17 protein-coding genes are annotated in these 17,472 nt (G+C 63.5%); 10 read left to right on the forward strand and 7 right to left on the reverse strand.

The genetic code is table 11. From position 1 onward, the window contains the following. Positions 1–42 precede the first annotated feature (42 nt). Positions 43–855 carry a prolipoprotein diacylglyceryl transferase gene (locus AUJ55_12100; GenBank protein OIO54267.1) on the forward strand — a complete coding sequence of 271 codons (813 nt, stop codon included), beginning with the start codon at positions 43–45 and terminating at the stop codon, positions 853–855. A gap of 88 nt (positions 856–943) precedes the next feature. Beyond that, a complete protein-coding gene (locus AUJ55_12105; GenBank protein OIO54268.1) occupies positions 944–1,441 on the forward strand; it encodes a hypothetical protein in 498 nt (165 codons plus the stop codon). A 222-nt stretch (positions 1,442–1,663) separates the two neighbouring features. Here AUJ55_12105 and AUJ55_12110 read toward each other — a convergent pair whose 3' ends face one another. From AUJ55_12110 to AUJ55_12120, 3 genes are read right to left on the reverse strand one after another with little or no spacing between them, the layout of a single operon-like run. Then, complete coding sequence (locus tag AUJ55_12110; protein OIO54269.1) at positions 1,664–2,779, reverse strand: hypothetical protein; 1,116 nt, start codon at positions 2,777–2,779, stop codon at positions 1,664–1,666. Further along, positions 2,776–4,539, reverse strand: a complete 1,764-nt coding sequence (locus tag AUJ55_12115; protein ID OIO54270.1) for a hypothetical protein — start codon at positions 4,537–4,539, stop codon at positions 2,776–2,778. Before AUJ55_12115 ends, AUJ55_12110 begins: the two co-directional genes overlap by 4 nt. 51 nt (positions 4,540–4,590) lie before the next feature. Next, positions 4,591–5,901: a hypothetical protein gene (locus AUJ55_12120; protein OIO54271.1), complete on the reverse strand. Its 1,311-nt coding sequence runs from the start codon at positions 5,899–5,901 to the stop codon at positions 4,591–4,593. Positions 5,902–6,338: 437 nt separating this feature from the next. On the opposite strand from AUJ55_12120, the gene AUJ55_12125 reads away from it, so the two are divergent. Further along, complete coding sequence (locus tag AUJ55_12125) at positions 6,339–7,172, forward strand: hypothetical protein (protein OIO54272.1); 834 nt, start codon at positions 6,339–6,341, stop codon at positions 7,170–7,172. 62 nt (positions 7,173–7,234) lie between these two features. Beyond that, positions 7,235–8,266 carry a hypothetical protein gene (locus AUJ55_12130; GenBank protein OIO54273.1) on the forward strand — a complete coding sequence of 344 codons (1,032 nt, stop codon included), beginning with the start codon at positions 7,235–7,237 and terminating at the stop codon, positions 8,264–8,266. A gap of 155 nt (positions 8,267–8,421) precedes the next feature. On the opposite strand, the gene AUJ55_12135 is transcribed toward AUJ55_12130, so the two are convergent. From AUJ55_12135 to AUJ55_12150, 4 genes are all read right to left on the reverse strand, one after another. After that, positions 8,422–8,829, reverse strand: a complete 408-nt coding sequence (locus tag AUJ55_12135; protein ID OIO54274.1) for a hypothetical protein — start codon at positions 8,827–8,829, stop codon at positions 8,422–8,424. A 9-nt stretch (positions 8,830–8,838) separates the two neighbouring features. After that, positions 8,839–9,258, reverse strand: coding sequence for a hypothetical protein (locus tag AUJ55_12140; protein OIO54275.1), 420 nt, complete (start codon positions 9,256–9,258; stop codon positions 8,839–8,841). A 159-nt stretch (positions 9,259–9,417) separates the two neighbouring features. Then, complete coding sequence (locus tag AUJ55_12145) at positions 9,418–9,933, reverse strand: cupin (protein ID OIO54276.1); 516 nt, start codon at positions 9,931–9,933, stop codon at positions 9,418–9,420. A gap of 275 nt (positions 9,934–10,208) precedes the next feature. Continuing rightward, positions 10,209–10,577, reverse strand: a complete 369-nt coding sequence (locus AUJ55_12150) for a hypothetical protein (protein ID OIO54277.1) — start codon at positions 10,575–10,577, stop codon at positions 10,209–10,211. A 206-nt stretch (positions 10,578–10,783) separates the two neighbouring features. Here AUJ55_12150 and AUJ55_12155 point away from each other — a divergent pair, with 206 nt between their 5' ends. The 6 genes from AUJ55_12155 (at position 10,784) to AUJ55_12180 (ending at position 16,882) form a co-directional block, all read left to right on the forward strand. Beyond that, on the forward strand, positions 10,784–11,461 hold the full coding sequence (locus tag AUJ55_12155; protein OIO54278.1) for a DNA-binding transcriptional regulator: 678 nt from the start codon (positions 10,784–10,786) through the stop codon (positions 11,459–11,461). Positions 11,462–11,677: 216 nt separating this feature from the next. After that, a complete protein-coding gene (locus tag AUJ55_12160; GenBank protein ID OIO54279.1) occupies positions 11,678–12,790 on the forward strand; it encodes a DNA alkylation repair protein in 1,113 nt (370 codons plus the stop codon). 32 nt (positions 12,791–12,822) lie between these two features. Next, positions 12,823–13,185, forward strand: a complete 363-nt coding sequence (locus tag AUJ55_12165; protein ID OIO54280.1) for a hypothetical protein — start codon at positions 12,823–12,825, stop codon at positions 13,183–13,185. Between the two features lie 113 nt (positions 13,186–13,298). Next, a complete protein-coding gene (locus AUJ55_12170; protein OIO54281.1) occupies positions 13,299–15,053 on the forward strand; it encodes a hypothetical protein in 1,755 nt (584 codons plus the stop codon). A gap of 93 nt (positions 15,054–15,146) precedes the next feature. After that, positions 15,147–15,557, forward strand: a complete 411-nt coding sequence (locus AUJ55_12175; protein ID OIO54282.1) for a hypothetical protein — start codon at positions 15,147–15,149, stop codon at positions 15,555–15,557. Positions 15,558–15,889: 332 nt separating this feature from the next. Beyond that, on the forward strand, positions 15,890–16,882 hold the full coding sequence (locus AUJ55_12180) for a hypothetical protein (protein OIO54283.1): 993 nt from the start codon (positions 15,890–15,892) through the stop codon (positions 16,880–16,882). Positions 16,883–17,472: the final 590 nt, after the last annotated feature.

The raw sequence follows: 17,472 nt of genomic DNA on the forward strand, positions 1-17,472 counted from the left end.
CCTCGACCCGATCTTTGATGGTCGCCGCGAACCGGGTACCCCATGCTGCTGCACTGGAAGTTCGATCCCATCCTCATCTCCTTCGGTCCGGTCGCCATCCACTGGTACGGGCTGCTCTTTGTCGGGGCGTTTTTGCTCGGGCAGACCATGCTGATGCGGTTTTTCAAAGCCGAGGGGGTGCCGCCGGAGTATGTGGAGCGGCTGCTGCTGTATGCCCTGGTCGGCACCATCGTCGGCGCCCGTTTGGTCCATTGCCTGTTCTACGACCCCGACTACTACCTGAGCCACCCGCTGGCGATCCTGCGCATTTGGGAGGGGGGGCTGGCCAGCCATGGGGGGACGGTCGGGCTGATTTTGGGACTGTGGTGGGGCAGCCGCCCCATGCGGGGTGAGGTCCCCTTCCTCTGGCTGCTCGACCGGGTCGCGGTCGCCACCGCCTTCAGCGTCGTCTTGATCCGCATCGCCAACTTCCTCAACTCCGAAATCCTCGGCATTCCCACCTCGGGCCGTTGGGGGGTGGTGTTCGAGGCGGTCGATGGGCTGCCCCGCCATCCGGTGCAGCTTTACGAAGCGACCGCCTATCTGCTGATCGGGGTGATTCTGCTGACCGTCTACCGCCGCCTGGGCAAACACACCCCCCACGGACTGCTCTTCGGTTGGTTCATGACCCTGCTGTTCTCGGCCCGCATCGGCCTTGAGTTTTTCAAGGTGCATCAGGCCGCCTACGCGGGCGGCATGACCTTCAGCGTCGGGCAATACCTGAGTTTGCCCTTTGTTGCGTTGGGGGTGTTCATGATTGTTTGGTCTAAAAAGCGCCCCCCCCTGAGCGACGAGGCGGGGGGCGGAAAGGCCTGATCCCCCCTCGATGGAACGCTGAGTTCGGTCTATTTTGGCGGGGCGCTTCAACCCCGATTGAAGGACAGCAACCCAACCAGAGCCCCCCATGCCGACCTTTCAAAACCCCACCACCCAAACCATCGTCGACTTCATCCGCGGCATCGGCATCGAGGTCCGCCAAGAGCCCTTGGGGGAAACCTTCCTGCCCGGTATCCGCATCTTTGCAGGGGCGCTGTTGGTGGACGAACCCAAGCTCGCCCATCCCGGCGATCTGCTCCACGAGGCGGGCCATCTGGCGGTGGTTCCCGCCGCCATCCGCCCCCTGCTGACCGACAACGTGCGCGAAACCCACCCTGATGGGGCGTCTGGGGAGAGCGAGTCGATTGCCTGGTCCTTTGCTGCCGCCTTGGCCGCCGGGATCGATCCCGCAGTGGTGTTCCACAGCAACGGCTACCACGGCGCCTCGCAGGGGTTGCTCTTCAATTTTCAGATGGGGGTCCCCATCGGCCTGTCCCCCCTGCTGGCGGCGGGGATGACGGTGTTTCCCGGCTCCCCCGAGGGGCCGCCGCCGTTTCCCCATATGCTGGAGTGGGTGCGGGGGTGAGGGGCGGTTTGGTGGATGCGGTCAGCCAGGGGTGCATGTGAATCAGAGCGGTGCGGTGGGGATGGCGTATCCCTGGGGAAGCGCCGATTCAAGGCCCTCTGCCTTTTTCAGCGACGCTTGGCAAAAACCCAAAGCTTCGGCGACTTAGGTCGCCTCCTACGACAGCAGAGCTGGGCCGCTCGGAAGCGCCGATTCAATCGGCGCTTCCTTAACCCCCAGCCCCTAACCCGCAAACGAAATCCCCCGCCGCGTCCAAAATGGCTCCCCGGCCCACCGCCGTTCTTGTTGGTAGTAGTGGCTCCGCTCGTGCAAATACCGCCCCACCGCCCCATTCAGCCGCTGGGCATGGTCCCGCAATCCCGCATCGCTACCCTCCAGCCATTGCCGCATCGCTTGAGCCCCGGCGATCCCATCGGTCAGGGCAACGTTGATGCCCGACGAGGTCAGGGGATCCATGCCGATGGCGGCATCGCCCAGGGCGATCCAGCCCGGCCCCGAGACCCGATCAGCAAACCCGGAGTGGGCTGGATAGGCCAGAACCGCCTCCCCTGCACAGCCCCTGTCACTTGGTAGCATGCGGCGCAACTCCTCGGTTTCATCGATTAAAACCGCCAGATTTTCGGGGTGGGAAAGTTGGTGGGTGTGGATCAAATCGGCGTCCGACATGAAGGCGGTCAGCAGTCTTTTGCCGGGGATGGCAGCGGCGTACCACCACCCCAGGGGGTGGGACTCAATCAACGATAGGTGGGTCAGGGGGTGGCCATCGGGAGCGGGATGAATCTGGGCCAGCGCCGTTAATGTGTCGATGCGACGACGTTGGGCCCCCAATCGGGTCGCCAAGGCCGAGCCCCGCCCGGTGGCGTCGATCAGCCCCGTAGCCGCCAACACCCTGCCCCCCTCCAGCCGCAATCCCCAACCACCATCGGGCAGTGAGCCCACTTCGGTCACTCCACCTTCGATCGCCACGGCGCCGCGCATACGGGCTTGATCCAGCAACCAGCGGTCGAAGGCGGCCCGGTCCAGATGCCAGCCGTGCCCCTGCGCGTGGACCAGATAATCCTGCTCGGTCACCGCGCCGCCCCCCCACACCGCCCGGTTGCCATGGCAGGGCAGGTGGCCCAGGGGGCGCAAATCGCCCGGCAAACCGAGCCGTTCCAATAGGGAGGAAACCGAAGGGGTCGCCGATTCCCCGATCCGGTAACGCTCCGGATCGGGGGGGCGATGGATCAGTGCAACCTTCAACGCAGTCGCGCCGCCGCCCAACAAGGCCAGGGCGGCGGCGCATCCAGCCGGACCACTTCCGGCAATCGCCACATCGAAGCGGTCCATGGGGGTCATCGGGGATTGGCCCTGGCCACCTCAACCAGCAGCGGCCTGGTTTCATCCCCTTCGTTGTAGATAAAGCCCAGATCCATCCACTTGACCACCATCTCGGTATCCTGAGAAAACTGGATGAAATCGGCGGCGTTCATGTTGTAGTCGGTGCCGATCCAGGGGACCTGTTCGATCTCTTTGGCCTGGACCGATTCCCAAATCGAACCCCTGGGTTGGGCATTGGGCACAAGTTTGCGGTAGACGAACAGGGGACGCTGAGCGGGCCACCACCACACGGTGCGGTCGCCGACGTTTTGGGCCGAACACTCGTTGAAATCGGCCTGCCAGGGGATCGCCATGAATTTGGTGACATCCCCGGGCTCCAGCCCCTGAAGGGGATCCCAACCCAGGCTTAAGGGGAAGGGGATCTCTGCTTTGGGACGAATGCGGAAAGGGGAGGCGTAGATCTGGGTCAACCGCGACACCCAGGTCATCTCGATCCCCGGCGAGAAGGCGCCCCCCACACAGTTTTCGAGGACTGCTTGAGTCAACGCCTGCCCCGCATGGGGGGAGGGGGGCGTTTCGTCATCGAACCAGCCGTTGGCCCACTGCGCCAGCATGAAGTACTGGGTGTCGGTCAAACGCAGGAACTTCGAGGGGGTTTTGTCGACCGGGCCAATGCTCGAATCGCCCGCCAGGTAGGGCATCATCGTCCCCCCGGTGGCGCCGCCAATCAGGGTGTTCACATCGTTGGGGGCCCGCATGTAGTCGAGGATGCGCCGCCGCATGCCGTTCATCCCCGGCGCGGGGTCGCCCAGCATCCCCATGTCGAAGGTGTGGGGCTTGGGGGGGATCGCCACCACCCAGGGGTAGGTTTGCCCACGGTCCAGAATCGGTTTGATGTCGCGGGCGAAATTGGGCCTGAAGCCATTTGCGCCATCCCGCCACAAGCCATCGGCGTACATGTCGGGGCGGTAGCCCATCTTGCGCACCGCCACGTCGAAGATGGTGTCGTGCAGGCTGACCAGGTTGAGCACCTGGGGGGCATACGAGGGTGGACCCACCAAGACCCAGGCGGAGGTCGCCTCAACGGTGGTGCCATTTTTGAAAACCACGGTGGCGGTCACCGGACCATCGGAGGTGTCGTCGAACCAGCCGTCGTTGTTGGCGTAGGTGTCGATGTTCTCGTGACCGGGCATCGCCCCGGCATGGCCATGGCCACCCAGGACCAACAGTCTTCCCACGCTGTCGGTCCGTAGTCCCCCCAGGGTGTCGATGATGAAGGGTTTGATGTTCTCGGGAGGGAAGCGGTGTTTGGCATGTGGCGTCGAGTTGCGGTCGAACTCGGCGCTCTGATCGGCTCCTGAAACGGTGCGCGGGCCGGGATCGGCGATGAGCCGCTGCCGTGCGGTCGGGTCGGTGATCCCACCATTACGCAGCGGGTGGTTCGAGGCGTAGCCGTCTTCCCCCAGGTTGGTTTGAAACTCGTACCAAATGGGCTTTTTGTTGGCCAGATGGACCGTCCATCGGATCTCGGCAATCTCGCTGTCTTCCAACGAAACCGGGGTGCAGGAGCCGTCCTTCTCGGTGCGCATGATTTGAAAGCGGGCCGCCTGGCGTTTGAGCGCCCCATTGGCATCGCGGAAATCCCCAGGTTTGAAGGGGGTGCCGTCGGCATTGATGGGTAAACCGGCCACCGTTTCGGGGCCGATGTAGAAATCGTCGCTGATGCCCACCCGGGCCACCCCGATGGCGGGGTAAATCGCATACGTCGTTTCAGCCATGGTCGTTATCCCTCTTGTCCTTTTTGCTTTTTGTGGTTGTGTGGGTTGGGCTCAGAGGTGCAGTCCCAGGCGTGTGCTGGTCTCTTCGATCCTGGCGACGTGAGCGGTGACCTGTTGCAACGTTTGCAACAGCGCTTGGTCGCGGCTTGCGGCGGTATCGGCGCCCCGCTGAAGCAGGGCCTTTTTACCCTTACGCAGATCCTTCTCGACCGCATGTGTCAACGTTTCAAACCCCTTGAGTTGCTCTTTCAGGGAGCGTTTGTCGTACTGCCAGGTGGGGGCGGCGTTGGGTCCGATGTTGCCGCTGCCCTCCTTCCAAATCGGGGTCTGCATCAGGTGGACGGCCAGATTGGGCAGATGCTGGTGCATGATCGGCACCACATGTTCGAAGAACAGGCGATGGAAACCCTCCCCCTTCTGGAAGGAGTGTTCGAGGCTACGCAGCATCAGCGAATACAGGGCGTTGAATCGTTCGGCCAGGGCCAGCGCCCGGGGATTGGTTTGGTAATCGTCAAGATTGGGCACCGCGACGATGGGGTAGACATCGGGCAGGGGGGCGACCCCGTCGGCGACCTGCTTGAATTTGAAGTAGTGGGACTGCTCCAGTGGTGTGCCGATGATCGGGCCATACTGCCCGTCCACCCTTTGGCCGTAATGGTTGTAACTCCCCCACGGTTGCAGCGGGACCAGGGGATGCCCCGGTCGCTCCCCCCCTTCGCCCTGTTGCACGATCTGGCGAATGCCTCGCTTGGCCGATTCAAGATCGCGCACCTCGACGATCTGCCCGCCCCCCCTGCCGAAGTAGTAGTCCTGGTACTGAGCGTAACCCTCGGCGTCGGCAAATATGGTGGTTCCCCGCTGCTGAGCCTGCGCCTCCAGGTACTCGATGCCGTCCTGAATCGCTTTATAGAACTGCCCGATGGTCTGGATGTTTTGGTTCTCGGGGGGCGACTCAAAGGTGGCGGGGGTTTCGATCCCCATGAAGACCTCTTGGTAGACCGAGACGGTGGCCTGCCGCAGCCCGATGTAGGGGGTGGTTTTGGGGTCCCCGTTGGGAATGTAGGTGGGGTAGACCGGGGTGAAGGGGCCGGTGAAACGGGGAATGCCCCCCACCGCCACGAGCAGGTTGGCCGCTTGGTAGACGTGGTACATCTCCTCCATCGCGACACTTGCCGTCAGTCGGAAGGCGTTACAGGAACGGTCGGTCATCGAATACAAGGCGGTGGAATAGGCGGGGATGGTCGCGAACTCCAGCGTGACCGCGTTTTGCAGGTAATCGCGCAATTCCTCGATGGTCCGGATGGGTTTGTAGTGGTAACTGCTGCTCAAAAACCTCAATTGTTGCTCAAGCTTGCGATCCATGGGGCTCTCCTGTAGATCCTGGTTTTGGGGGAAACTGCCGAAGGAATCCAATGACAGGCAGGTGGGGCGGTGGGCATGACGGACCACAGGATGGCGCGCCAGGGGGGGCGCCCGAATGATCGGGTCGAGGGGGGGATCAACGGGGGGAAGGTGTGATTCATGAAGAGCCTCGCTGTCCGTGCGTTGCAGATTCAATCCATCGATTGTTCAGTCTTTGATGAAAAAACTTATAAAGCAACAGTTTAAATGCACATTTAATCTTGCCTCCTGCCTGAAGGTAGGGAGGATGTTCGAATCTCGTCGACAGGAGGTCGCCCCCCCCCCGCATGCCCACCTTCCGCCGAATACCCCGGGTTTAATAGGACGATTGTCGTGCCTTCATACGCGGTCGCATCGTGCGACCGCGTTTCACGCAGGGATATCAAGGAGAGCGCACCATGAACACAAGCTTCCGCGCAGCAGCCCCGTCCGTTCAGGTTCAAGAGGGGCTTGGCCCCCTGGCCGAATTGCCCGGTACCTGGGTCGGTTCGGGATTCAACCTGATCGCCTTGCCCAATTTCGAGGGGGGGAGCGATTTTCGGCTCAAGCTCAACGCCACGGCCGAAAGCCTGAGCTTCACCGTCATCGGGGCGCCGATCCCGAATCGGGGTTCGGCACAGAGCGACATCTCGTACCTGGGGCTGCACTATCTCCAGCAGGTCAACGATGCCCAGACCCACGAAGGGCTGCACATCGAGCCGGGTTTATGGCTCAACATTCCGGCCACCACCGATCCGGATCAACCCCCCACCCTGGTGCGTCAGGCCAGCGTCCCCCACGGCGATTCGCTCCTGGCCCAGGGGTCGACCATCACGATTCAAGAGGGACCGGTATTCGAGCCGGTCTCCACCACGCCGATCATCATTCCGCCCAAAACGATTCCCACGCTCGGCTACTTCGATCCCTACAGCAATCCGAACCTTCCCCCCGGCATCTCCCGGGCTGCCGTCGCCAATCCCAACCTGATTTTGGAAGAGGCCATCCAAGGGCAGACCATCACCTCGACCACGGTCATCTCGGTTTCGACCGAACCTGTGGGGGGTATCGTCAACATCCCCTTCATCCAGACCAACGCCAATGCCACCCGCATGGAATCGATCTTCTGGGTTGAAACGATCCAAAATCAGGACGGCAGTCAGACGCTGCAATTGCAGTACAGCCAGACCGTGATCCTGAATTTTCTGGGTATCGACTGGCCCCACGTTTCGGTGGGGACGTTGTTGAAGCAATAACGAAAAAAGACCGGGGCTTGCGCTGCCTGCGAGCCCCGGTTTGCCATTCAAAGGAGCGCCTCATGCCCGAAGCCCTCGCCGCCGTTACCTCCCGAGACCTCGGTGCCCTGGGCATCCTCCACCTGCGTCGCATGTGGGCCCGCACCCGACTGACGGTACAGGGTTCTGCCGTTGAAAAGGCTGACGAGGAGTGGCTCCTCGACAACCTGGTTTTCGACGGATTGGGGTTGGGTCTGGAGCCGACGATCCAGTTTCTGCATGGCGGTGCCGCGTCGTACGAGGATTTCGAGCGCTGGATTTTGGAGCAGGGCGATGGCGGACTCGATCCGGCCCGGCGTGAACGGATCAACCGGGCAATCCGGGCGGTGCTCGATCCCGAGGTTGTCGGTCCGACCCTTGAGACCTTGAACAACCACCCCGAACCGGTTTTGAGCCAAGAGGATCTGGCCCACTTCGAGGCGCACGGCTACGTCGTACTGAAAAACGCGGTGCCCACAGGGGGGGCTGCGGCGGCGGCCCAGGCGGTGTGGGATCACCTGGGGGCCAGCCCCGATGATGTCGAGAGCTGGTACCGTCCCAAGGTGGCGCAGCAAAAGATCATGGTGCAGCTCTTTCAACACCCAGCGCTGGAGGCCAATCGGCAATCGCCCCGCATCCACCGCGCCTTTGCCCAGTTGTGGCAGACCGAAAAGCTCTGGGTCACCACCGACCGGGTCAGCTTCAATCCCCCGGAGCGGCACGACTACCGGTTCCCTGGTCCCGACCTGCATTGGGACGCCTACTTCACCATCCCCTTTGCATTCGGGCTGCAAGGGGTGCTCTACCTGACCGATACCGAGGCGGAGCAGGGGGCCTTCACCTGTGTGCCCGGTTTTCATCACCGCATCGACGCATGGCTCGCCGCGTTGCCCAAGGGGAGTGATCCGCAGATGCAGGATTTACATGCCCTGGGGCCGAAGCCGATCCCCGGCAAGGGGGGCGACATGGTCATCTGGCACCATGGCCTCCCCCACGGCAGCCGCCCCAACCGCGCTTCGGTGCCCCGGTTGGTGCAGTACATCAAGCTCTATCCGGTGCATCACGTCGGGTTGTAGAGGGCGCTGAGCCGCGCTGTATTACCTGCGATGTTGCCAACGGCTGCGTGCCCGAAAACCGGGTTCCCACACGCAAGACGCATGTTCCCAGTCACGTGTGGGGGCCCGGTTTCCGGGCGCTGCCGGTGGGTTGACTCCTCAAGCAACAACCGCCCCTACGAAAACCACCTTAAAAATGCCGCCGCCGTCAAAGCGGTCGCCCCGAGGGCCAGCGATACCCCCCAAACCGTGCGGGGGTGAACCAGGGGGCCGACCGCTTGGCGCCACCAATACAGGGCGGCGATGGCAAAGCCCAACCCGGCGCAAACCACCTTGATGCCCAGCGCGGCGACGGCGATGCCGTGGATGTCGGGGAAGTGGCCGTAGTAGTAGAGGCTGGTGGCTCCAAAGGCCCCCCCCGCAGCCACCTGCACCGCCCAGGCGATTGCCAGCCACAGCGCCAGGCGCCGATGGCTGGAGATCGAAGCCTGGACCCGCCACACCCCGATGGTCGCCAGCCCCACAATCGCCACCGCTCCGAAGTTATGGATCACCTGAATCAAGGCATAGAGAAGGTTCTGCATGGCGGCCCCCTACTGCACGGTGAACGATACGGAGGTTTCGATCCCGGTCAGGGTGTGGCTGGAGGTCGCCTCCTTGACCGCCACGGTGTGTTTGCCGGGGGTCAGGTCGGGCAGCGGCACCTTGCAGGGGCAGCGGGTCACGTCGTGGGTAATGATCGGGTTTTGGTCGTCGACGTAGACGTGCAGGTGGTTGCCGTTGGGTCCCAACGTCACCTCGTAGCGCAGCACGACGCCGCTGCCCCCCATCAAGGTTTCGCCCTGCTTGGGCGAGAGGAGGGTGATCGCTCCGCCGCCCTCGCCCCCCTGCGCCATCGGCATCGTTGGGACCTCTTTGGGGCCATAGCCCGAGGCCGAGGCGCCTGAGACCATCAGCAGCAGCGTGCAGGTCATCAACGCGGTGGGAATCGCAGCGAAAGGTCTGTTTTTCATGGCCGTCTCCTTTGTGGGAACACCCGCGGGGCATGGAGGGATCGATACGGGCATCGTCCTCCACTTTGGGGTTATGGAGACCTTGATTATTGAAATAAGTGCCTGATTTCATTGTTGAAAATATGGGGTTCATCCGTGCGAGCCCGACCCGACCCCCGGTTACTCCCCCTCCCAATACCCCAACGACTGACCCTCCCGACCCAGGTGATAGAACATCCTCGGTTTGCCCTCGGGGTCGGTGCCCAGGTTGGCCAGAATCCCGAACTTGCCCGAATCGGGGTATTCGGCAATTTCGGGCGACAACTTGGTGCTCACCGCCAGATAGCGCAGCTCCTCCACGCCGGTGTTGAGAATTTGATGGGCGGTTTCGGGGCCTCCGGGGGGGCAGGCGACGATGTCGCCTTGGCGGATGGGGTAGGTTTGCTCACCCATGCGCACCTCGCCGCACCCCTGCAACACGAAGAACATCTCTTCGTTGACGTGGTGGTTGTGCAAGGGAAAAGCCCGTTTACCGGGGGGGACAGCGGTGATGTTGTAGCCGAGCTTTTGAGCCCCCACCTTGGGGCCGATCATCCCGATTTGGGCGTCGAAGCGCTGCGCCGTCTCGCCGGTGGGGGCAAGGAAAGGGGGACGGGGTTCGAGGACAACATCGGCGATGTTGAGGATCGGTTTCATGGCAGGCTCCTTGGGGGATGGAATGGTGGAGGGTGGATGTTGGGGCATCCCTGCCCCCGGTTGGAATCCCTTGGGAAACGCTGATTCAAGGCCTCCTGCCTTGAATCAACACGCCTGGCAAAAACCAAAAGTAGGCGCCCTGAGGCGGCGATGGTTTTTGCTTCACGTTCAAAATCAGCAGGGCTTCGGCGACTTAGGTCGCCTCCTACGGACGTTCCTGATTTTGGCGGCCCATCCCTGGGCCGCTCGGAAGCGCTCATCCATCAGCGCTTCCCTTACCCCATGCTGTGCAGGCCGATGTGGTTGCCTTCGCAGTCCTGAAAGATGGCAATCGAGCCGATCTTCTCGCTGAGGAAGGTCTTGGGCATGACCACCTTCCCCCCCGCCGCCTCGACCCGTCCCAGCGGGGTGGCCAGATCGTCGCCGCCGTTCAGGTAGATCAGGCTCCCCCCTGGGCCTGGTTGCATATGCTCCGCCTTGCAGAGCGCGCCTCCGGTGGCCGGCTCCTCATTGGGGAAGAGGCCGAACTGCATCGGCCCCATTGCCTCGTGCCGCAGGCTGACGCCAAAGACCTCCTCGTAAAAGCGGGTGGCCCGCTCGTAGTCGGCGACGGGGATTTCGAACCAGTTGATCAGGGTGTTCATGACTGCCTCCATAAAGGTGGAAAAACAACGAGGCGAACAGGATGAACCGGGGCTCCTGACAGCGTGGTGTCAGCAGGGGATGTGGTGGGGGCGAGCGGGGGAGGGGTATCCTGACAACGGGGTGGCGGGAGGGCGGTGGCCAGAGGTTTTTTTGTAGGCCGGACCTCGCCGCGCTCCTCCGGCCTACATTTTTCCTGAGGTGTTTCATGCGCCGCGCCGATCGCCTTTTTCAGATTGTCCTTCTGCTCGGTCGTGGCCGGGCGGTGACCGCCCATGAGCTGGCCCAGGCGTTGGAGGTCTCCGAGCGCACCATCTACCGTGACATCGCCGACCTGTCGCTGACCGGGGTGCCGGTTTCGGGGGAGGCGGGGGTGGGGTACATGATGCGCGGTGGGTATCAGATTCCGCCGTTGATGTTCGACGCCGAGGAGCTGGCCGCCCTGGCGCTCGGGGGGCGGATGGTGCAGGGGTGGGGCGATGCCGACATGGGCAAGGCGGCGCAGCGGGCGCTGCTCAAGATCGAGGCGGTGATCCCCGAAGCCCGTAGGGATCAGCTCACCAGGCAAGCGATGTTGGTCCCCGATTTTCATGTTCCGACCAACATGGTCGCCCCTTTGAGCACCCTGCGCCGCGCCATCGAGGCCAGTCGCAAGGTCCGCTTCGACTACACCCGCGCCGACGGAAGCCCCTCCACCCGCACCGTCTGGCCCGCCGGGCTCTTCTTTTGGGGCGGCTCCTGGACCTTGGGGGGGTGGTGCGAGCTGCGCGGACAGCTGCGCACCTTTCGCCTGGACCGGATGGGTACCCTCGAAACCCTCACCGAACGCTTCGACAGTCGGGGGGGGGAGCTGCTGGAGGATTACATTCGGGCCGCTTCGGGGTAGGGAGGGGGGCGGTTTTGTGTGGGCGCGGCTCCTCCGGTCATTCTGAGTTTGTCGAAGGGGGCGCAATTGAAGAGGCAACCCGCTTCGTCATGCCCCCCTGAGCGATCCATCGCCATTCGCCACCGCGCTTCGCAGCCAGAGGTGGCCCCCTCCGCGTTTCTGGGCACCCCGTGAGTCCTTCGCCCCCGAACCCAACCCCCACAACCAAGGTTTCCCATGGCTGAACCGCTCAAAAACCAATACGGCCCCGAGATCCCCGCCCGCATCGCCGCCATGATTGCGGCGGTCCACCCCTCTTTTGCAACCGAACTTTTCCTGGTCGACGCCCTGGACGGCTACGACGACCTGTCGCTCACTCAGCGGGGTTGGGCCATCGCCCGGGCGTTGCACCGCCATTTGCCCGACCCCTACCCCGAGGCGGTTGAGATTCTGCTCGGTAGCCTCGGCCCCAAAATCGAATCCGTCGAAGGGGCGGGGATGGCCCCCTTTGTCTACCTGCCCCACGTCTTCTTTGTCGCCGAATACGGTCTTGGGGATTTCGAAACCTCGATGCGGGCGCAGTACGAACTCACCCAGCGCTTTACCGCCGAGTTCTCGATCCGCCCGTTTTTGCGGCAGCACCCCGAGGCGACCCTGGCCCGGCTGACCACCTGGACCCAGGACCCCAGCCACCACGTCCGCCGCCTGGTATCGGAGGGGAGCCGCCCCCGCTTGCCCTGGGCGCCACGTTTAACCCATTTTCAGCGCGACCCGGCTCCGGTGCTGGCCCTGCTCGAACGTCTCAAGGACGATCCCTCCCTCTACGTGCGCCGCTCGGTGGCCAACAACCTCAACGACATCGGCAAGGATCACCCCGATCTGCTGGCCGCCACCGCCCGGCGTTGGCTCGTCGAGGCCAGCCCGGAACGGCAATGGCTGGTCCACCATGCCCTGCGTTCGGCGATCAAGCGGGGGGAAGTGGGAGCGTTGGCGGCCCTGGGGGCGGGGCAGCAGGCCGATGTGGTGGTGGAGCGGGTCACCATCGACCCTGCTGTGCCCCACATCGGCGGAGGGGTGACCATCACCTTCGATCTGGTGTCGAGCGCCGTTCAGCCCCAGGATCTGCTCGTCGATCTGAAGATTCACTTCGTGAAAAAATCGGGTCGAACCACCCCCAAGGTGTTTAAAATCAAGCGGTTGAACCTGGCGCCGGGGGGGCGGGCGAGCCTGCGCAAAACCGTGGCATTAACCGCGATGAGCACCCGCCAACACTACCCCGGACGGCACGAGGTCGAGGCGGTGGTGAATGGTCGCAGCTACCCCATTGGGGCGTTCAATCTGCGGGACTGAACCTCCTGCATTCAATCCACGCGAGGTGTGCCATGGCATCCGACCGCTCTTTTGTTCAATACGTGTGTGACCAAATGGGGGCCGCTGGGCAGATCACCTTCCGCGCCATGTTTGGGGAGTACGCCCTCTACTGCGGCGGCAAGGTGGTGGCGCTGGTCTGCGACGACCGGGTGTTCCTCAAGCCGACCGCCGCCGCGCAGACGCTGGTGGGGGCGGTGGAGCAGGCTCCCCCCTATCCGGGGGCCAAGCCCCACTGGGTGATCGATGCCCTGCTCGACGATGCCGAAACCCTGGCGCAGTTGATTCACACCACCGCCGACGCGCTGCCCATGCCCAAGCCCAAAAAACCCAGGGCCCAAAAGAGGGCGAAGAAAGAGCCATCCGGGGGGGCGTAAGGCTCGACCCCGGTTTTGGCGTTGCATCCAAGCGCCCCGGATCAAGGCGGGGCCTCTTCGGTTGCAGAATTCCCCCGCACCACGCCACCGGCCCACCCCCAAAGAAGGTCGCCATGAGACACCTCGTCACCACCGTTACCACCCTAGAAGGGTTTGAGACTTGGCTGCGCGAGTCGCTACCGACCGACGCCGGGGCGGTGTTGATCCAGCTGTTTGTGGGTCAACAAGATCGGGTTTGGATGGAGGGCCTGGCCGCCGTGGCGACCCAGATTGCGCCTTGGGCGGTGGTGGTCGGGGCGACCTCGGCGGGGGAGATCGACCGGGGGTTGGTGCGGCTTAAAACGACGGTTGTCTCGGCACTGGTTTTCGATTCCAGTCACCTCAAAGGGGTGATGATCGAGGGGGATCGGGGACTGGAGGTCGGCAGGCAAATCGGCGCCGCCTTGGTCGACATTCCCGAACTCAAGGGGGTTTTGCTGCTCGCCCCGGTGACCCGAATCGACGCCGCCCAGGTGGCGCTGGGGCTGGGCGAGGTTTTGCCCGACACGCCCCTGTTCGGCGGCGGGGCAGCGGGGATATTGGGCCAGGACGACGATCCGGGTTTGCTGCTGGGCACCCGCATCAGCAACCGGGGCTGCGTCGCTGTGGCCTTGTCGGGCGCCGATCTGCACCTTGAAACCCACCTCTTCATGGGTTGGAAAAGCCTCGGCCCGGTGATGCAACTGACCGGGGTTGAGGGGTTCGACATCCGCACCATCGACGACGCCCCCGCCATCGAGGCCTATCGCAAATACCTGGGGATCGATCCCAGCGACGAAGAGCTTTTTTTGTTCGAATTCCCCCTGCTCATCCAGCGGGGCGAGCAAGCGGTGGCCCGCAACCCGGTCTCCTCCAGCCGTGGGGGGGCAGTGCGGTTGGTGGCCGATGTGCATCAAGGGGAGGAGGCTCGGCTCGGCTACCTCGATGTGGATGCCATCGCCGAGCGGGTGCGGGCGGTGCTGACGGTATTGTCCCGGTTTGCCCCCGAGGCGGTGCTGCTGTACTCCTGCATTTGCCGCCGATTTACCCTGCAAAACGATGTCGCGTTCGAAATCCTTCCCTTTCAGGCATTGGCTGCAACCGCCGGGTTTTTCACCTATGGGGAGTTTGCGCTCAGTGGTGGCGCCCCCCAGTTGCTCAACTCCAGCCAGGTGGTGGTCGCCTTGCGAGAGGGGGCGGCGGCGGGGCCGGTCACCCTTGCCGAGGATGCTCAAACGGTCGATCCCATCAGCCTGCGCCACGCCCGCACCACCAGCCGTCTGTTCCGGTTCATCGGCTCGTTGAGCGAGGAGCTGGAGCTGGCCAACGCCAGGCTGCGGTATCAATCGGAACACGACCCCCTGACCGGCGCCCGCAACCGCCGCGCCCTCGACGATGACCTGGAGCGGGAGATGGCCCGAGCCCATCGCTACGGTCGACCGCTGGCGCTGGTGATGTTCGATTTGGATCACTTTAAACGCTTCAACGACGACTACGGCCATGCGGCGGGGGACTTGGTGCTGGTGCGGTCGGTCGAGGCGGTGCATGCAGCCATACGGAGCAGCGACACCCTGGTCCGCTTTGGAGGCGAGGAGTTTTTGGTGTTGCTGCCCGAGACCGATCTTGAGGGGGCGTTTGAATTGGCCGAAAAGCTGCGCCACGCGATCCGGGGGCTTGTATTAAACCTGGGCGCCACCCCTTTACCCCCCGTCACCGCCTCCTTTGGGGTGGCCCTCTTCCCCCACCATGGCCACGATGGCGACACCCTGCTCAAGGCGGTTGATGCGGCGACCTACCGAGCCAAAGAGGGGGGAAGAGACCGGGTGGTGCGGGCCGAGGCAATCCCGTAACAACCCTGGGAGCGACACCAAGGGCGATGCGACCCCTTTTAAATGAGACCCTGTTCAAACCGGTCATTTCCACCGTCGATGAAGGAGCACCCCATGAGTCAGCACCAAGGGCAATGCCACTGCGGCGCAATCCGCTATCTGCTCAAGATGAAGCCGATGCGGGTGGTGAACTGCCACTGTAACTTCTGCCGGAGCCACACCGGCGCCCCCTTTTCCACCTTTGCAGCGGTTGCCCAAACCCGTTTCGAAATCGAGATGGGGGAGGAGCACCTGAGTCGGTACAAGGTGGGGGAGCGGGGGATCAAACACTTCTGCAGCCAATGCGGCACCCCTTTGTTCAACCAGAACCACAAGTTTCCCGGTTTGAACATGGTCTACCTCGGCACCCTGGCCAACGCCCACAACTTCACCCCCGCCATCAACGTTTGGTGCGATAGCAAACTCGACTGGGTTGATGGGGTTGGAACGATTGAGTCGAAGGGGCAGGGGGTGGAAAGGTCTTAAGGAAGCGCTGATGGATGAGCGCTTCCGAGCGACCCAGGGATGGGCCGCCAAAATAACGCTGTCGTAGAAGGCGACCTAAATCGCCGAAGCTCTGCCGATTTTAAAAGCGAAGCAAAAACCATCGCCGCCTCAGGGCGCCTACTTTTGGTTTTTGCCGGGCGTGCCGATTCAAGGCAGGATGCCTTGAGTCGGCGTTTCCTTAACCTGTTGGAGCGCCCCCTTCCCGCGTATCCCGCTGGCGTCAAGGGGATTCAACAGTCCGACACCTGTGGAGGCGGCTTGGTTGGCGTATCCTGACAGGCATTCATTCAACGCACCTTGAGGAGTCGTCGATGTACAGCGAAGAGGATCTCGATGCCGCCATCGCGGCGGGGGTACTGACCCCCGAGGCGGTTCATGATTTCAGGGCCCATGTGGCTGCACAGCGCCGCACGGTGGCGGTCGACGAGGAGCATGTGAGGCTGCTGAGCGGGTTCAACGACATCTTTGTGGTCATCGCCTGCCTGCTGCTGTTGCTGGCGGTCGGCTGGATCGGGTCGGAGGTGCTCGGTGCGCTCGGGCTGACCCTACAAGCGGCGACCGCCTGGGGGCTGAGTGAATTTTTTGTGCTCAAGCGGCGCATGGCGCTGCCCGCCATCGTGCTGCTGCTCGTTTTTGTGGGCGGCGTCTACCTGACCGGATTGGCCCTGCTGGAGGGACACGAGGGGTACGACATCATTCTGGCCGGGGGACTGGCGAGCGTGGCGGCTTGGCTGCACTGGCGCCGTTTCAAGGTGCCGATCACGGTAGCGGCGGGTATGGGGGCGCTGTCGGTGTTGGTGATCGGGACGCTCCTGCAAATGATTCCAGCGATCCGCGAGTGGGTGCTCCTGCTTGTCTTGATCGCTGGTGTCGGGGTGTTCGTGCTGGCGATGCGCTGGGATTTCAGCGACCGGGTCCGCGAGACCGGACGCTCCGACGTCGCCTTTTGGCTCCACCTTCTGGCTGCGCCGATGATGATCCACCCGGTCTTTACCGTGGCGGCCCACGGCGGCGAGCCCTCGTTGGGGCAGGCGCTGGTGGTGGTGGGGCTCTACCTGCTCATCGCCTGGGTTTCGCTGCTGATCGACCGCCGCGCCCTGATGGTCTCGGCCCTCGGCTACGTGCTCTACGCCTTTTCGAATCTGCTCAAACTCTACGGGGTGGTCAGCCTCGGCTTTGCCTTCACGGCGCTGGCCATCGGCGGCTTGCTCTTGCTGCTCTCGGCCTTTTGGCATGGCGCCCGGCAGGGGGTGGTCAGCCGGATGCCAGTGGGGTGGCAGGAGCGGTTGCCGCCTTTGCGGTGAAGACAGCGAAGTCAAGGAGCCCCTATGGCCGGCGTCCTGATCGAAGTCGGCAAGTCCTACACCCCGGCGCAAGAGATCGCACTTATGGAGGCGGTGATGGGGCGCTGCGGGAGGCGCTTCAGCTGCAGCACAACGACCGCAACGTCCGCCTCGTCGCCCACGAGTCCTACCGTTTTTTCTGCGCCCCCGAGCTGAACGAACCCAAACACTTCACCCACATCACCACTGACCTCTTCGCCGGCCGCTCCCTGGCGACCAAACGGCGCTTGTACATGAGCATCGCCGCCAATCTAGGGAAGCGTTGATTAAAGGCCTCCTGCCTTTTTCAGCGACGCTCGGCAAAAACCAAAAATAGGCGCCCATGAGGCGACGTGGTAGGAGCGCCGCCCTCGGCGCGATGGCGTCCCGCCCCCCGCAGCGTCATCCCCGCGCAGGCGACGTGGTAGGAGCGCCGCCCCGGCGCGATGGCGTCCCGCCCCCCGCAGCGTCATCCCCGCGCAGGCGACGTGGTAGGAGCGCCGCCCCGGCGCGATGGCGTCCCGCCCCCCGCAGCGTCATCCCCGCGCAGGCGACGTGGTAGGAGCGCCGCC

The sequence above is a fragment of the Proteobacteria bacterium CG1_02_64_396 genome (assembly GCA_001872725.1).
Taxonomy (GTDB): Bacteria; Pseudomonadota; MNWR01; order CG1-02-64-396; family CG1-02-64-396; genus CG1-02-64-396.

Excerpts from the sequence above, each read along its gene's own strand:
- AUJ55_12100 (OIO54267.1), top strand. The coding sequence starts at position 43 with ATGCTGCTGCACTGGAAGTTCGATCCCATCCTCATCTCCTTCGGTCCG.
- AUJ55_12105 (OIO54268.1), top strand. The coding sequence starts at position 944 with ATGCCGACCTTTCAAAACCCCACCACCCAAACCATCGTCGACTTCATC.
- AUJ55_12110 (OIO54269.1), bottom strand. The coding sequence starts at position 2,779 with ATGACCCCCATGGACCGCTTCGATGTGGCGATTGCCGGAAGTGGTCCG.
- AUJ55_12115 (OIO54270.1), bottom strand. The coding sequence starts at position 4,539 with ATGGCTGAAACGACGTATGCGATTTACCCCGCCATCGGGGTGGCCCGG.
- AUJ55_12120 (OIO54271.1), bottom strand. The coding sequence starts at position 5,901 with ATGGATCGCAAGCTTGAGCAACAATTGAGGTTTTTGAGCAGCAGTTAC.
- AUJ55_12125 (OIO54272.1), top strand. The coding sequence starts at position 6,339 with ATGAACACAAGCTTCCGCGCAGCAGCCCCGTCCGTTCAGGTTCAAGAG.
- AUJ55_12130 (OIO54273.1), top strand. The coding sequence starts at position 7,235 with ATGCCCGAAGCCCTCGCCGCCGTTACCTCCCGAGACCTCGGTGCCCTG.
- AUJ55_12135 (OIO54274.1), bottom strand. The coding sequence starts at position 8,829 with ATGCAGAACCTTCTCTATGCCTTGATTCAGGTGATCCATAACTTCGGA.
- AUJ55_12140 (OIO54275.1), bottom strand. The coding sequence starts at position 9,258 with ATGAAAAACAGACCTTTCGCTGCGATTCCCACCGCGTTGATGACCTGC.
- AUJ55_12145 (OIO54276.1), bottom strand. The coding sequence starts at position 9,933 with ATGAAACCGATCCTCAACATCGCCGATGTTGTCCTCGAACCCCGTCCC.
- AUJ55_12150 (OIO54277.1), bottom strand. The coding sequence starts at position 10,577 with ATGAACACCCTGATCAACTGGTTCGAAATCCCCGTCGCCGACTACGAG.
- AUJ55_12155 (OIO54278.1), top strand. The coding sequence starts at position 10,784 with ATGCGCCGCGCCGATCGCCTTTTTCAGATTGTCCTTCTGCTCGGTCGT.
- AUJ55_12160 (OIO54279.1), top strand. The coding sequence starts at position 11,678 with ATGGCTGAACCGCTCAAAAACCAATACGGCCCCGAGATCCCCGCCCGC.
- AUJ55_12165 (OIO54280.1), top strand. The coding sequence starts at position 12,823 with ATGGCATCCGACCGCTCTTTTGTTCAATACGTGTGTGACCAAATGGGG.
- AUJ55_12170 (OIO54281.1), top strand. The coding sequence starts at position 13,299 with ATGAGACACCTCGTCACCACCGTTACCACCCTAGAAGGGTTTGAGACT.
- AUJ55_12175 (OIO54282.1), top strand. The coding sequence starts at position 15,147 with ATGAGTCAGCACCAAGGGCAATGCCACTGCGGCGCAATCCGCTATCTG.
- AUJ55_12180 (OIO54283.1), top strand. The coding sequence starts at position 15,890 with ATGTACAGCGAAGAGGATCTCGATGCCGCCATCGCGGCGGGGGTACTG.